At 74.4% G+C, this 14271-nt stretch carries 11 protein-coding genes; 8 read left to right on the forward strand and 3 right to left on the reverse strand.

Going from position 1 to position 14271, the window contains the following annotated elements; translation table 11 throughout:
- Window position 1 precedes the first annotated feature (1 nt).
- A complete protein-coding gene (treY, locus tag V6U81_RS15640; RefSeq protein ID WP_420884033.1) occupies window positions 2-2338 on the forward strand; it encodes a malto-oligosyltrehalose synthase in 2337 nt (778 codons plus the stop codon).
- Window positions 2335-4074, forward strand: coding sequence for a malto-oligosyltrehalose trehalohydrolase (treZ, locus tag V6U81_RS15645; protein WP_334489951.1), 1740 nt, complete (start codon window positions 2335-2337; stop codon window positions 4072-4074). The genes treY and treZ overlap by 4 nt, the downstream gene beginning before the upstream one ends.
- Window positions 4075-4115: 41 nt before the next feature.
- Here the strand turns inward: treZ and V6U81_RS15650 are convergent, their stop codons facing one another.
- Window positions 4116-5594: a glutamate-cysteine ligase family protein gene (locus tag V6U81_RS15650; protein WP_334489954.1), complete on the reverse strand. Its 1479-nt coding sequence runs from the start codon at window positions 5592-5594 to the stop codon at window positions 4116-4118.
- 163 nt (window positions 5595-5757) lie between these two features.
- Between V6U81_RS15650 and V6U81_RS15655 the strand changes: the two genes are divergently transcribed.
- Window positions 5758-6096 (forward strand): DUF3817 domain-containing protein, encoded by a 339-nt coding sequence (locus V6U81_RS15655; protein WP_334489956.1) that lies wholly within the window; start codon window positions 5758-5760, stop codon window positions 6094-6096.
- A 65-nt stretch (window positions 6097-6161) separates the two neighbouring features.
- On the opposite strand, the gene V6U81_RS15660 is transcribed toward V6U81_RS15655, so the two are convergent.
- Window positions 6162-6716, reverse strand: a complete 555-nt coding sequence (locus V6U81_RS15660) for a hypothetical protein (RefSeq protein WP_334489959.1) — start codon at window positions 6714-6716, stop codon at window positions 6162-6164.
- 143 nt (window positions 6717-6859) lie between these two features.
- Here V6U81_RS15660 and V6U81_RS15665 point away from each other — a divergent pair, with 143 nt between their 5' ends.
- From V6U81_RS15665 to V6U81_RS15675, 3 genes are read left to right on the forward strand one after another with little or no spacing between them, the layout of a single operon-like run.
- Window positions 6860-7978, forward strand: coding sequence for a baeRF2 domain-containing protein (locus V6U81_RS15665; protein ID WP_334489961.1), 1119 nt, complete (start codon window positions 6860-6862; stop codon window positions 7976-7978).
- Window positions 7971-9731 (forward strand): thiamine pyrophosphate-binding protein, encoded by a 1761-nt coding sequence (locus tag V6U81_RS15670; RefSeq protein WP_334489965.1) that lies wholly within the window; start codon window positions 7971-7973, stop codon window positions 9729-9731. The genes V6U81_RS15665 and V6U81_RS15670 overlap by 8 nt, the downstream gene beginning before the upstream one ends.
- Window positions 9732-9781: 50 nt before the next feature.
- The gene (locus V6U81_RS15675) at window positions 9782-10861 is read left to right on the forward strand and encodes an iron-containing redox enzyme family protein (protein ID WP_334489967.1); all 1080 of its coding nucleotides are present in this window, start codon (window positions 9782-9784) and stop codon (window positions 10859-10861) included.
- 48 nt (window positions 10862-10909) lie between these two features.
- Here the strand turns inward: V6U81_RS15675 and V6U81_RS15680 are convergent, their stop codons facing one another.
- A complete protein-coding gene (locus tag V6U81_RS15680) occupies window positions 10910-11140 on the reverse strand; it encodes a CDGSH iron-sulfur domain-containing protein (RefSeq protein ID WP_334489969.1) in 231 nt (76 codons plus the stop codon).
- Between the two features lie 201 nt (window positions 11141-11341).
- Here V6U81_RS15680 and V6U81_RS15685 point away from each other — a divergent pair, with 201 nt between their 5' ends.
- On the forward strand, window positions 11342-12745 hold the full coding sequence (locus V6U81_RS15685; RefSeq protein ID WP_334490040.1) for a hypothetical protein: 1404 nt from the start codon (window positions 11342-11344) through the stop codon (window positions 12743-12745).
- A gap of 280 nt (window positions 12746-13025) precedes the next feature.
- Window positions 13026-14186, forward strand: coding sequence for a SigB/SigF/SigG family RNA polymerase sigma factor (locus tag V6U81_RS15690; protein ID WP_334489972.1), 1161 nt, complete (start codon window positions 13026-13028; stop codon window positions 14184-14186).
- The last annotated feature ends 85 nt before the right edge of the window (window positions 14187-14271 follow it).

Here is a 14271-nt window from a genome sequence, read left to right on the forward strand (position 1 = left end):
GATGCCCGAAGCCCCCCGACCCCACGTGACCGCGGAACCGACGACGCGAGTGGGGTCGACCTACCGTGTCCAGGTCCGGCCCGGGTTCGACCTGGACGCCACCGCCGGCCTCGCCGGCTACCTGGCGGACCTGGGCGCCACCCACCTCTACAGCGCGCCCCTGCTCACCGCCACGCCCGGCTCCGCGCACGGCTACGACGTGGTCGACCACCGCGCGGTCAACCCGGAGCTGGGCGGCGAGGCCGGCCGGCAGCGGCTGGTCCGCGCGCTGCGCGCGGCCGGGCTCGGCCTGGTCGTCGACATCGTGCCCAACCACGCCGGGGTCGCCCAGCCGGCGGCCAACCCGGCCTGGTGGGACGTGCTGCGCCGGGGCCGCTCCTCGGCGTACGCGAACTGGTTCGACATCGACTGGGACCGCGGCCGGCTGCTGCTGCCGGTGCTCGCCGACACCCCCGACGCGCTGGACGATCTCAAGATCGTCGACGGGGAGCTGCGCTACCACGAGCACCGCTTTCCGATCGCCGACGGCACCGCCGACGGCAACCCGCGCGAGGTGCACGACCGGCAGCAGTACGAGCTGGTCTCCTGGCGGCGCGGCGACGCCGAGCTGACGTACCGCCGGTTCTTCGCCGTGTCGGATCTCGCCGGCCTGCGGGTGGAGGACCCGGAGGTGTTCCGGGCGACCCACGCGGAGATCCTGCGCTGGGCCGCCGAGGGCGAGCTCGACGGCATCCGGGTCGACCACCCGGACGGCCTGCGCGACCCCACCGGCTACCTGGCCCGGCTGCGCGCGGCCGCGCCCGACGCCTGGCTGGTGGTGGAGAAGATCCTGGAGTACGGCGAGGAACTGCCGGACTGGCCGGTGCAGGGCACCACCGGGTACGACGCCCTCGCCGCGGTCTGCGGGCTCTTCGTCGACGGGCGCGCCGAGGGGGACTTCACCGCCCTGGACGCCCGGCTGACCGGCCACCACACCTCGTGGCAGGACCTCACCCACGACACCAAGCTGGCCGCCGCCACCCGGCTGCTCGCCGCCGAGCTGACCCGGCTCGCCGCCCTCGCCCCCGAGCTGGACCAGGAGTCCACCCGGGCGGCGCTGGCCGAGCTGGCCGCCTGCTTCCCGGTCTACCGGGGCTACCCGCCGCTGGGCGCTCGGCACCTGGCCGCCGCGCGCGCGGAGGCCGGCCGGCGCCGCCCCGATTTCGCCGGCACCCTGGACGCCGTCACCCGGCTGCTGCGCAACTCCGAGCACGAGCTGGCGAAGCGCTTCCCGCAGCTCACCGGGGCGGTGATGGCCAAGGGGGTGGAGGACACCGCCTACTACCGGTGGAGCCGGTTCGTCGCGCTCAACGAGGTCGGCGGCTCGCCGGCCCACTTCGGCGTACCGCCGGCGGAGTTCCACCGGTTCGCCGCCGCCCGGCAGGTGCGCTGGCCGGCCTCGATGACCACCCTGTCCACCCACGACACCAAGCGCGGGGAGGACGTCCGGGCCCGGCTCGCGGTGCTCTCCGAGCTGCCCGACCGCTGGGCCGGGCAGGTCACCGACTGGATGTCCCGGGCGCCGCTGGCCGACCCGGCCTTCGCCCACCTGCTCTGGCAGACCGTCGTCGGAGCGTGGCCGGTCGAACGGGACCGGCTGCACGCGTACGTGGAGAAGGCCGCCCGCGAGGCGGCCGACTCGACCAGCTGGTCCGACCCGGACCTGGCCTTCGAGCGGGAACTGCACGCCCTGGTCGACCGGATGTACGACGACCCGGAGCTGCACGCCGAGATCACCGCGTTCGCCGCGGAGATCACCCCGGCCGGCTGGTCCAACTCGCTCGGGCAGAAGCTGGTCCAGCTCGCCATGCCCGGGGTGCCCGACACCTACCAGGGCACCGAGCTGTGGGAGAACAGCCTGGTCGACCCGGACAACCGCCGGCCGGTCGACTTCGCCGTACGCCGGGAGCTGCTGGCCCGGCTCGACGGCGGCTGGCGGCCGGCGGTCGCCGTCGACGGGGCCGCCAAGCTGCTGGTGGTCTCCCGCACCCTGCGGCTGCGCCGCGACCACCCCGAGCTGTTCACCGGCTACCGGCCGGTGCCGGTGCACGGGCCGGCCGGACCGCACGCGCTCACCTTCGACCGGGGCGGCGCGGTCGCCGTGGCGACCAGGCTGCCGCTGAGCCTGACCCGTTCGGGTGGTTGGCGGGGGACCACTCTATCGATTTCCGGCAACAGTGTTACGGACGTGTTCACCGGTCGGGTCTACAGTGGCTCTGAGCTGCTCCTCGATGAACTGCTGAGCACTTATCCCGTCGCCCTGCTGGCTCCCACCGACTCCGTGGAGGCTGCCGCATGACCGAGTTCACGGTGTGGGCGCCCGACGTCGCCCGGGTCCGGCTGCGCCTGCCCGGCGTCGCCGACCACGAGATGCGCCCCGCCCCGGGCGGCTGGTGGCGGGTCGAGGTGCCCGGCGCCGGCGCCGGCGCCGGCACCGACTACGCCTTCCTCCTCGACGACGACGACCGGGCCCTGCCCGACCCCCGCTCGGCCTGGCAGCCGGCGGGCGTGCACGGCCCCAGCCGGGTCTACGACCACAGCGCCTTCGACTGGACCGACCAGGGCTGGACCGGCCGCCAGCTGCCCGGCAGCGTCCTCTACGAGCTGCACGTCGGCACGTTCACCCCGGAGGGCACCTTCGACGCGGCGATCGACCGTCTCGACCACCTGGTCTCCCTCGGTGTCGACCTGATCGAGCTGCTGCCGGTGAACGCCTTCAACGGCGAGTACAACTGGGGCTACGACGGGGTCTGCTGGTACGCCCCGCACCAGCCGTACGGCGGCCCGGACGGCTTGAAACGCCTGGTCGACGCCGCCCACGCCAAGGGGCTGGGGGTGATCCTCGACGTCGTCTACAACCATTTCGGGCCCTCCGGGGCCTACGCGCCGATGTTCGCGCCGTACCTCACCGAGCAGAGCAACACCTGGGGCCGCACGGTCAACCTCGACGGGCCGCACTCCGACGGGGTACGCCGCTACATCGTCGACAGCGTGCTGATGTGGCTGCGCGACTACCACGTCGACGGCCTGCGGCTCGACGCCGTGCACGCGATGCCGGACTCCCGGGCCACCCACTTCCTCGAGGAGATCGCGGTCGAGGTGGAGGCGCTCTCCGCCCACCTGGGCCGGCCGCTGTCGCTGATCGCCGAGTCCGACCTCAACGACCCGAAGCTGATCACCCCGCGTGAGGGCGGCGGCTTCGGCCTGCACGCCCAGTGGAACGACGACGCGCACCACGCCCTGCACACCCTGCTCACCGGGGAGCGGCAGGGCTACTACTGCGACTTCGGCTCGCTGGAGTGCCTCACCGACGTGCTGACCGGCGCGTTCTTCCACGCCGGCGGCTGGTCCGGCTTCCGCAACCGCAGCCACGGCCGGCCGGTGGACCGCCAGCGCACCCCGGGGCACCGGTTCGTGGCGTACCTGCAGAACCACGACCAGATCGGCAACCGGGCCACCGGCGACCGGATCTCAGCCAGTCTCTCCGCGGCGCAGCTGCGGGTCGGGGCGGTGCTGCTGATGACCGCCCCGTTCACCCCGATGCTCTTCATGGGGGAGGAGTGGGCGGCCAGCACGCCCTGGCAGTTCTTCACCAGCCACCCCGAGCCGGAGCTGGCCACCGCCGTGGCGACCGGCCGCCGCCGGGAGTTCGCCGCGCACGGCTGGCCCGAGGGCGACGTGCCGGACCCGCAGGACCCGCAGACCTTCCTGCGGTCCCGACTGGACTGGGCCGAGCTGGACAAGCCCGAGCACCGCGAGATGTTCGAGTTCCACCGCCGGCTGATCGTGTTGCGCAAGAGCCGCCCGGACCTCTCCGACCCGCGGCTGAGCCGGGTGGAGGTCCGGCACGGAGACCAGTTCCTGATCATGCGGCGCGGCGAGACGCTGGTGGTGGCGAATCTGGCCGGCAAGCCGCAGCGGATCACCCTGCCCGGCGCGGTGCGCAGCGTGCTGCTGGCCACCAACACCGGGGTCACCGTGATGCGGGACCGGGTGGAGCTGCCCGCAGAGACCGCCGCCATCGTCGCCCTCTGAACCGCCGTTCCGGGGTCCATCGCCCGCCGGTGTGTGGCGGGTCAGGGGATCGGCCACTCGTGCACCGGGCGGTTGCTGTGCATCAGGTCCACGTAGTGCCGGACCACCTCGCGCAGCGCCTCCGGCCGGTCCAGGTGGTCGGCGGACTCCAGCCGGTGCAGGGTCTCCACCTGCCAGGTCGCCCCGTTGCGCCCGGTCAGGCAGCGCTGCTCGATGATGCCGAGCAGTCGGTCCCGCTCGGCCGGGTCCACACCCCACCGGTCCAGCCCGTGGTACGCCAGCGGCAGCAGCCGGCGCAGCACCAGCTCGGTCGCCGGCAGGTAGCCCAGGCCGGGCCAGAAGACCTGCGCGTCGATGCCGTGCCGGGCGCAGCTGTTGAAGTTCTCCTCGGCGGCGCTGAACGACATCTGCGACCACAGCGGCCGGTCCGACTCGGCGAGGGCCCGGACCAGCCCGAAGTAGAAGGCGCCGTTGGCCACGGTGTCGAGCACGGTCGGGCCGGCCGGCAGCACCCGGTTCTCCACCCGCAGGTGCGCCCGCCCCTTGAACACGTCGTAGACCGGGCGGTTCCACCGGTAGATGGTGCCGTTGTGCAGGCGCAGCTCGGCGAGCTTCGGTACGCCCCCGGCGTGCAGCGTCTCCGTCGGGTCCTCCGGGTCGCAGACCGGCAGTAGCGCGGGGAAGTACCGGACGTTCTCCTCGAACAGGTCGAACACGTTGGTGATCCAGCGCTCGCCGAACCACACCCGGGGGCGTACCCCCTGGGCCTTGATTTCCTCGGACCGGGTGTCGGTGGCCTGTTGGAAGAGCGGTACCCGGGTCTCGCGCCACAGCTCCCGGCCGAAGAACAGCGGCGAGTTCGCGCCGAGCGCGACCTGGATGCCGGCGATCGCCTGGGCGGCGTTCCAGTAGTCGGCGAACTGCGCCGGGCTGACCTGGAGGTGGAACTGCGTGCTGGTACAGGCCGCCTCGGGGGTGATGGTGTCCGCGCTGGTGGCCAGCCGCTCCACCCCGCTGATCGAGATCCGCAGGTCCTCACCCCGGGCGGCGAAGATCTGCTCGTTGAGCAGCGCGTAGCGCGGGTTCGCCGACAACGTCTCGGCGGTCAGGTGCTCCGGGCGCAGGGTGGGCAGGATGCCGATCATCACCATGTGCGCGCCGACCGTGCGGGCCTTCTCCTCCGCGGCGTTGAGGCTGGCCCGGACGTGCTGCTCGAACTCCGCGATGCCGGTGCCGGCCAGCCGGCGGGGCGCCACGTTGATCTCCACGTTGAACTGGCCCAGCTCGGTCTGGAAGCTCGGGTCGGCGACGGCGGCGAGCACGTCGGCGTTGCGCATCGTCGGCATCGAGTCGTCGCCGACCAGGTTCAGCTCGATCTCCAGGCCGGTCATCGGCCGTTCCACGTCGAAGCGCGACTCGCGCAGCATCTCGGCGAAGACGTCGAGGCAGCGGCGGACCTTCTCGCGGTAGCGGGCCCGGTCCTCCCGACTGAACGTACGCGCGCCGACGTCCTCGCCCATGGTCACCACCCTGTCACCGTTGGTCTCCCTAACCTCGCACGCGGCAGCGGGGCGGGGAAAGACCCGAAGGACCCTTTACGTACCCAGGGTGGGCCGGGTGATCCCCGTCGCGTGCGGATCCGCTTCGGGGTGGTGGAGCGGCCGGGCTGGCTAGCATGGCGCGATGCGCGAGAAGACGACCCGGCTGTTCGTGGCGGCGGCGATCGCCGAGGCATGCTCCTGGCTGGCCCTGCTGGTGGGCATGGCGGTGAAGTACGGCCCGCCGGCCGACGAGATCGGCGTCCAGGTCTTCGGGCCGATCCACGGCGCGCTCTTCGTCGCGTACGGGCTGCTGGTGCTGGCGGTCGCCCGGCTGCACCGGTGGCGCCTCGGCGTCACGTTCCTGGCGCTGGTCTGCGCCGTGCCGCCCTTCGCCACCCTCTTCTTCGAGCGCTGGGCCCACCGCCGCGGCCTGCTGCGCACCGACCCGGCGCCGCAGCGCCCCTTGACGCCCGTCGGCTGACCCCGCCCGGTTCGGTCCCGGCGAGCCTTGCCGCCGGAGAACACGACCTCCGGTGCGGGGATCGCTCAGCCGGTGAGCACGGAGCAGGCGGCCAGGCCGGCGATCAGCGCGGCGCCGAGCACCGCCTGGAGCAGCAGCGGCGGCCCGAGGTGCGACCAGACGGTGGCGGTACGCGGGGTGAGCAGCTGCCCGGTGGTCAGGTTGACGATCCGTTCCACCCGGGGCGGCAGGTCGTCATCGGGCTGGCGGCGCAGGGTGAGCTGCACGTGGTCGGCCGGGTGCAGGGCGCTCTGCGGCAGGTGCCCGTGCAGCTCCACCTCGTAGAGCCAGCCGAGCTCGTCGCGGACCCGCAGCGGGGTGACCAGGAACTCCGGCCCCTTCTTCAGCTCCTTCCACTTGCGCCGCGCGCCGCCACCGCCGCCGCCGGTGGAGACCAGGGCGCGCAGCAGCAGCATCAGCAGCCCCACCACGCTCGCCGCGCTCACCACCGTGACCAGCACCGGCTGGCCGACCTTGATCTCCCGCGGGTAGCCCTCCATCAGCCGGACCACCCGGCCGGTGAGGATCCGCTGGGTCGGGCGGACGACGCGGGTGGAGACGTCGCTATCCATGATCACCACCGAGGGTCAGGTTGGGTTCACTGATGGTATCGGTCGATCGCCCCGGGTGGCGTGAATGAACCCCGGTCACGCCCGACCCGGCGGCGAGGTGACATCCCCGGCGACGCGGGTAAGCGGGCGGCCGAGCTGGAAAGGGGTCGAGCATGCAGCTGTCCTTCCTGCGCCCGCTCTACGACCGTCCCGGGCCGTGGTGCTCGGTCTACCTGGACGCCTCCCGGGACACCCACGATTCGCGTCCCGCCGTCGACCTGCGCTGGCGCGCGCTGTCCGAGCAGCTCGCCGCCGACGGCGCGGACGAGCCCACCATCGCGGCACTGGACCGGGTGGTCCGGGGCCACGACCCGATGCCGGGCGACTACGGGCTGGCCGTCTTCGCGACCCGGGGCCGGGTGGTGCTCTCCGAGTTCCTCACCGCCCCGCCGCTGCGCGACCTGGCCTCCTGGAGCCCGCTGCCGCACGTCATGCCGATGCTGGCCCAGCGCGGCGAGCAGATCGCCTGGGTCCGGGTGCTCGCCGACCGGACCGGCGCCGACGCGGTGGCGGTCAGCGCCGGTGGGGTGCCCCGCCGCGCCCAGGTCAGCGGCCGGGAGAGCTACCAGCTGCGCCAGGTCAGCCCGGGCGGCTGGTCGCAGTCCCGCTACCAGCGGGCCGCCATGGAGGCGTGGCACCACAACGCCGGCGACGCCGTCGCCGCCACCGTCCAGCTGGCCGAGAAGGTCGGCGCGGAGGTGGTGGTGGTCGCCGGCGACATCCGGGCCACCGGCATGATCGCCGCGCAGCTGCCGGAGCGCTGGCAGGACGTGGTGGTCCGCACCGACGCGGGTAAGCGGGCCGGCGGCGCCGACCCGGCGGCCATGGACGACCTCACCGTGCAGACCATCGCCGAGGTCGCCGAGCAGCACGTCAGCGCCGCGCTGGACCGCTTCGGCATGCAGGAGGACGTGGGCGCCGGCCTGGACGCCGTCGTCGCCGCCCTGCAGCGCAACCAGGTCGACACCATGCTCATCGTCGACGACGCGTCGGCGAACGGTGAACTCTGGATCGGCCCGCAGCCCACCGACATCGCCACCGACCCGGGCCAGCTGGCGGCGGTCCGCCACCCCCAGCGGGTACGCGCCGACGCGGCGCTGGTGCGGGCCCTGGTCGGCACCGACGCCGAACTGACCGTCCTCGGGCCGGACGAGGCGCCCGACCTGACCGACGGGGTCGGCGCGGTGCTGCGCTACGTAGACGCCGGCACACCCGGGCGGGGCAATGGCTGACCGTACCGTCGCGGACCTGGTCGTGGACCGGCTGCGCGCCTGGCGGGTCCCCCGTGTCTTCGGCTATCCGGGCGAGGCGATCGCCCCCGTGGTCGAGGCGCTGGACGCCGCCGGGGGCGACCCGGAGTTCGTCCCGGCCCGGCACGAGGAGACTGCCGCCTTCATGGCGACCGGGCACGCCAAGTTCACCGGTGGGATCGGCGTCTGCCTCGCCACCCAGGGCCCGAGCGCGGTGCACCTGCTCAACGGGCTCTACGACGCCAAGCTGGACAGCAAGCCGGTGGTGGCGATCGTGGGGGAGGACATCACCGGGCCGCTCGGCGGTGCGCACGAGGAGATCGGGCTGAGCCGGCTCTTCGGCGACGTCTGCAACCAGTTCGTCCGCTACGGCCGCTCCCCGGGGCAGGTGCCGGCGCTGCTCGACCAGGCGTTGCGGACCGCCGCGGCCACCCGCAGCCCGACCTGCGTGGTGCTGCCCCGGGGGTTGCAGCTCTCCGCCGTACCCGATCTGCAACCGCAGGCGGCCGGCGTCCTCACCGCGACCCCCGGCGAACCGCTGGCCCGGGTGCTGCCGCACGAGGCCGACCTGGACGCCGCCGCCTCGCTGCTCACCGTGGGGCACCGGGTGGCGATCCTGGTCGGTCAGGGTGCCCGGGGCGCGGAGGACGAGATCATCGCGCTCGCCGACCGGCTGGGCGCCGGGGTGGCCACCTCGCTGCTCGGCAAGCCGGTGCTCGACGAGGCGCTGCCCTTCCACACCGGCGTGCTCGGCGAGGTCGGCACCGTGGCCGCCGCCCAGCTGATGGGCGGCGCGGACACCCTGCTGCTGGTCGGTACCAACGATCCGTGGACCGACTACTTCCCGATGCCGGGGCAGACCCGCACCGTGCAGATCGACATCGACGGGCGGCGGATCGGCACCCGCTACCCGGTGGACGTGCCGCTGGTCGGCGACGCCGCCGAGACGCTGCGGGCCCTGCTGCGTCGGGTGCCCGACCAGCCCAACCGGGACTGGCGGGCCACCGTGGAGACCTCGGTCGACCGCTGGCGCCAGGAGGCCACCGCCCGGGCGGGCGAGCCGGCCGAGCCGATCAACCCGCAGCTGGTGCTGCACGAGCTCGCGCCCCGGCTGTTCCGGGCCGGCGCGGTCGCCGTCGACGTCGGCTCGGTGATCTACTGGTACTCCCGGCACCTGCAACTGCCCCCGGGGGTCAACGCCCAGCTCTGCGGCACCCTCGGCTCGATGGGTTGCTCCCTGCCGTACGCGGTGGCCGCCAAGCTGGCCCGCCCGGACGAGCCGGTGGTGGCCCTGCTCGGCGACGGGGCGATGCAGCTCAACGGGCTCGCCGAGCTGATCACGGTGGCGCACCGGTGGCAGGAGTGGGCCGATCCCCGGCTGGTGGTGCTGGTGCTCAACAACCGGGACCAGTCCGGCATGGGAGGTGGCCGGCCGGTCACCGGGCTGGGCCAACGCCGACCGGACGTCCCGTACGCCGGCTGGGCCCGCCTGCTCGGCCTGCACGGCGTCCGGGTCGACCGGCCCGAGCTGGTCGGCGCGGCCTGGGATGAGGCGCTCGCCGCCGACCGGCCGTGCGTGCTGGAGGCGGTGGTGGACCCGGCGGTGCCGCTGCGTCCGCCGGAGCCCGCCCTGGCCGACCTGCGGGGGATCTTCGCCGACGGCGACGCCGCCCGACGGATCCGGGACCACGCGATGGCCGCCCACACCGTGGTGGAGGCGGAGGACCTCGTTTAGCGCTCCGGCCTCCGGGCATCACTGACCGCACCCGTTCCGCTGGAGGTCAGATGTCCGACGCCGACCGTCGCTACGGTCCCGCCCCGCTGCCGGCACCCCGGGGCCCGATCTCCGGTGCGGTGCTGGCGGCATTGCGCAGGCCACCGCACGACCTGCCCTCCGGGCTCGGCGCGCGGTTCGCGGTCGACGGCGCGCTGACCGACGAGGACCTCCAGCTCACCCTCTTCCTCTGCTACGAGCTGCACTACCGCGGCTGGCGGGGGGTGGACGAGCACTGGGAGTGGCAGTCGTCACTGCTCGGCCTGCGCGCACGGGCCGAGCGGGTCTTGGAGGTCGCGTTGCGTCGGCTGGTGGACCTGCCGGCCGCGGTGCTGCCCGGGGGTGTCCCGGGCGCGCTGGCCGACGTCGTGGCCGCCGCCGACGACGGCCCGTCGCTCGCCGCCGCCCTGCAACGCCGGGCGACGCTGGCGCAGTTCCGCGAGTTCGTCACCCACCGCTCGATCTACCACCTGCGGGAGGCCGACCCGCACAGCTGGGGCCTGCCGCGCATCGGCGGCCCGGCCAAGGCCGCGCTGGTCGAGATCCAGATGGACGAGTACGGCAACGGCCGGCTGGACCGGATGCACGCCGAGCTGTTCCGCCGCACGATGGACCGGCTCGGCCTGGACTCCGGCTACGCGGCCCACCTGGACCGGGTGCCCGCGGTCACCCTGGCCACCAACAACCTGATCTCGCTGTTCGGGCTGCACCGGCGCTGGCGCGGCGCGCTCCTCGGTCACCTGGCCGCGTTCGAGATGACCTCCTCGCTACCCAACCGCCGGTACGGCAACGGGCTGCGCCGCCTCGGCCTGGACGAGGTCGCCACCCGCTTCTACGACGAGCACGTGGAGGCGGACGCGGTACACGAGCAGATCGCCGCGCACGACCTCTGCGGCGGCCTGGCCCGCGCCGAACCGGCGCTCGCCGGCGACGTGCTCTTCGGCGCGGCCGCCGCGCTGGCGGTGGACCGGCTCTTCGCCGCGCACCTGCTGGACAGCTGGGCCGCCGGCCGGTCCTCGTTGCGTCCGGTCGCCGGGTCGGCCCGACCGGACCTCGGCACCGAACCGCCCGCGGCGGCCCTCGCCGCCTGACCGGCCCGCGCGGCCGCCCGAGCCGCCGAGACCTGCGGTCGCGGGGGCTCAGTGCTCCCGGTCCGTGCCGGCCCGGAAGTTGACCGCCTTGTGGGTGCCGTCGCAGAACGGCTTGAGCGCCGACTTGCCGCACCGGCACAGCGCCACCGTGCCGCGTCGCGTCTCGATGGGCCGTCCGTCCGGGGTGACCAGGGCGAAGTCGCCCCGGATCAGCAGCGGGCCGTCCTGGTACGGGGTGATCACGGTGGCCGCGTCGGGAGTGGTGTTCTCGGGGGTCATGCGTGCCGAAGTGCCCGTGCCGGCCCCGCCGAAACCCCCGCGTGCGATGGGCGGTCCCGCCCCCCGGCATCCCGGACCGGCGTACCGCCGCAGGCCCGAGGATTGCTCCCGCCCGGTGGCGGATGCCCGTTTAGACCCCATAGGGACGGGAAGCCGGGCCGCGTGGTGAGCGAACGAGGCAAGGTGGGGCCGGTGCCCAAGGTGCAGGAGGGGCTGACGGCCGAGGGTGCCGGCCTGGCCGGGGACCGGGTGGTCGCGGTCGGCAGCACCGCCCGGGTGCTGGTGGCCGCCGCCGCCCGCGCGCTGCGCGGCGTCGACTGCGCCGACCTCGGCCACCCCAGCCCGCTGTCCCGGTTCGCCCCGGCGCCCGAGGCGGTGCGCCGGGCGGCGGCGGCCCGGGCCGCCGGGCGGGTGGCGCTCACCGAGGCGCAGGCCGCGGAGGTGGACGCCGAGCGGGTGGCCCGTTGGATCGTCGACCAGTACCCCCGTCGCCGCTACGCCGGCGTGGTGCTGGGCTCGCCGCACGCCGCCGCGGTGCACCTGGCGGTCGCGCTGGGCGTGCCGTGGCTGCCGGCCGCCTTCGAGATGAGCGCGCACTGGAAGCGGGGCGCGGTGGACCAGCCGCGCGCCGCCCTCGACCACGGCGCCGCGCTCGCCGCCCGGCTGCTCGCCGGCAATCCAGACCTGCACGTACGCCAGGTGCACTGCCCGGCCAGCCGTGGACCCCTGGCCGGCGCCACCGTCTCGCTGACGGCCCGCTGGCGGGCCCTGCCGGCGGCGTACGCGCGGTTCCTGGCCGACCGGCTGGAGCCGGACGCCCCGGTGCTGCTGATCCGGGACGCCCGGACCTGGCCCGTGCTGGACGAGGGACGGGGGCACAGCTTCCAACTCGGCTGCCCGTCCAGCGGGCTGGAGCCGGTGGACTTCCACCCGGACTCGCACGCCCTGCGCCAGGTGCTCCGTTCGGCCGGCGGCGACGGCGCCCGGTGGGAGCCGCCGGAGGTCTCGTCCGCCCGGGAGGACGCCGAGCACGGGGTGGAGGAGGGCTTCTCGGCCGCCGTCCGGCAGTGGACCCAGCGCCACGGTCGCCACCTGCACCAGGTCCTCTTCCCGCAGCCGGGGGCGCTGAGCGCGGCCACCGCGGACCTGTACCGGCGGTGGCTGCGGGCGGCCGGCAAGACGGGGGACCGGTTGGTGGTGGAGTGCGGCCGGCTGCTCGATCCGTGGCAGGTGGTACGGGCGGGACTGGTGCCGTACTGGTGCGAGAACGCGACCCGGGCCAGCGTCGAGGGGGTGGAGTGGTGGCTCGCCGGCAGTGAGCCGTTCAGCTCGGTGGACGTGCTGCCGGAATCGCCCGGAATGCGGTCACCGGCCCTGGCCGGGTTGCCGCAGTGGCTGGCGGTGGCGGCCTTCGGCCGGCGGCGGCGGGCGTTGGACCGGACCGCCGCCCGGGGCTACCCGGTGGCGTCGGTGCCGACCCGGCGGGCCACCGAGGTGCTCCGCAACCAGCCGTACGACCTGCCGGTGCCGCCGCCGCTGACGGTCGGCGCCGCCCTCGCCGGGCTGCGCGACACCGGCGCCGCGTTGGGTTTGGCGGTCTCCTGATCCGGTGACAACCGTCGGGGCGCGTCGGCGCCCGCCCGTCGGACCCGGCACACCGAAACATCCTCGCGAACCCGGGGTCCCGTGATTGAGTACCTGGGGAGCGGGAACATCGCTCGCTGCGACGGCCAGACCACGCTGCGCAGTGAATCGTCGCTCGCTTCCGCGCGTCCGGTGACACCGGCGCGTCACGTGACCCAACTTCCGGCCCGGTGCGTGGCCCGACCACGCGCACGACCGGCTCTCCGATTCCGGGCGGGGGACCTTCCTGAGGGAGGCGCGGATGTTCGGACAGACCACCACAACCACCACCACCACCACCACACCACCACCGCCGACCAACGATCGCGGCCTGGAGGACCTCGACGCGGCCGCGCTGGCGTACGCCGCGCGGATCGAGGGGCTGCCACCGGAGCGGCGGCAGGAGGCAAGGGACGACCTTGTCCGGTTCGCCCTGCCGTTCGCCGGTCGACTGGCCCGACGGTACCGGGGTCGGGGCGAGCCGCTGGAGGACCTGGAACAGGTGGCCCGACTCGGCCTGGTCAACGCCGTCGACCGCTACGACCCGGAGCGCGGTTCGTTCACCGCGTACGCCGCCATCACCATCGTCGGTGAGATCAAGCGGCACTTCCGGGACCGCACCTGGGGGGTGCACGTGCCGCGGCGGCTGCGCGACCTGATCCTGGAGGTCGGGCAGGCCACCGCGGCGCTGACCAGCGAGCTGTCCCGGGCGCCCACCGTGGCCGAGCTGGCCGCGCGGCTGGAGACCCCGCAGGAGGAGATCCTGGCCGCGCTGGAGTCGGCCGCCGGGTACAGCCCCGCCTCGCTCAACGCGCCGGTCGGCGGGGAGAGCTCGGCGGAGTTCGGCGACCTGGTCGGCGAGTCGGACAACGCGTTGGAATCGGTCGACGACCGGGTCACCGTCAGCGGGTTGCTGCACCGGCTGCCCTGGCGGGAACGGCGCATCCTGGCCATGCGCTTCTACGGCAACCAGACCCAGGCGGAGATCGCCGCCCGGTTCGGGATCTCCCAGATGCACGTCTCCCGGCTGCTGTCCCGGGCGCTGACCTGGCTGCGCCAGGCGATGCTGGCCGACGCGCCACCGCCCTGGCAGAACGGGGCGGCCGAGTCGGAGACCGGCCGCAACCGGATCGCGGTGAAACGCACCGGCGACCGGGTGCTGGTGGAGGTGGGTGGCGAGATCGACCGGGACGGCGCCGACCAGCTACGCAAGGTGATGTTGGAGGCGGTGACCGGCCAGCCCCGCGAGGTGGTCGTCGACCTGGACGGCGCCGGTGGGGTCGACGCCGGCGGGATCGCCGCCCTGATGGCCGGCCGGGACGCGGCCGCGCGGACCGGGGTGTCGCTGCGGCTGACCCGGGTCCAGCCGGCGGTACGCCGATCGCTCGCCGCCGCCGGCCTGCCGGCGACGGCCGACGCCTGAGGTGCGGCACCGACCCCGGTACGACTGCCGTCGTACCGGGGTCGAGCCGTATCGCGCCGCGCCCCGGCGGCCTCTGCGGACGGTC

It is taken from the genome of Micromonospora lacuserhaii, from assembly GCF_036902735.1.
GTDB lineage: Bacteria > Actinomycetota > Actinomycetes > Mycobacteriales > Micromonosporaceae > Micromonospora.

What these genes read in the sequence shown, in the direction of transcription:
- V6U81_RS15650 (WP_334489954.1), bottom strand. Translation starts at nt 5,594, where the DNA reads ATGGGCGAGGACGTCGGCGCGCGTACGTTCAGTCGGGAGGACCGGGCC.
- V6U81_RS15675 (WP_334489967.1), top strand. Translation starts at nt 9,782, where the DNA reads ATGTCCGACGCCGACCGTCGCTACGGTCCCGCCCCGCTGCCGGCACCC.
- V6U81_RS15680 (WP_334489969.1), bottom strand. Translation starts at nt 11,140, where the DNA reads ATGACCCCCGAGAACACCACTCCCGACGCGGCCACCGTGATCACCCCG.
- treZ (WP_334489951.1), top strand. Translation starts at nt 2,335, where the DNA reads ATGACCGAGTTCACGGTGTGGGCGCCCGACGTCGCCCGGGTCCGGCTG.
- V6U81_RS15655 (WP_334489956.1), top strand. Translation starts at nt 5,758, where the DNA reads ATGCGCGAGAAGACGACCCGGCTGTTCGTGGCGGCGGCGATCGCCGAG.
- V6U81_RS15690 (WP_334489972.1), top strand. Translation starts at nt 13,026, where the DNA reads ATGTTCGGACAGACCACCACAACCACCACCACCACCACCACACCACCA.
- V6U81_RS15665 (WP_334489961.1), top strand. Translation starts at nt 6,860, where the DNA reads ATGCAGCTGTCCTTCCTGCGCCCGCTCTACGACCGTCCCGGGCCGTGG.
- treY (WP_420884033.1), top strand. Translation starts at nt 2, where the DNA reads ATGCCCGAAGCCCCCCGACCCCACGTGACCGCGGAACCGACGACGCGA.
- V6U81_RS15670 (WP_334489965.1), top strand. Translation starts at nt 7,971, where the DNA reads ATGGCTGACCGTACCGTCGCGGACCTGGTCGTGGACCGGCTGCGCGCC.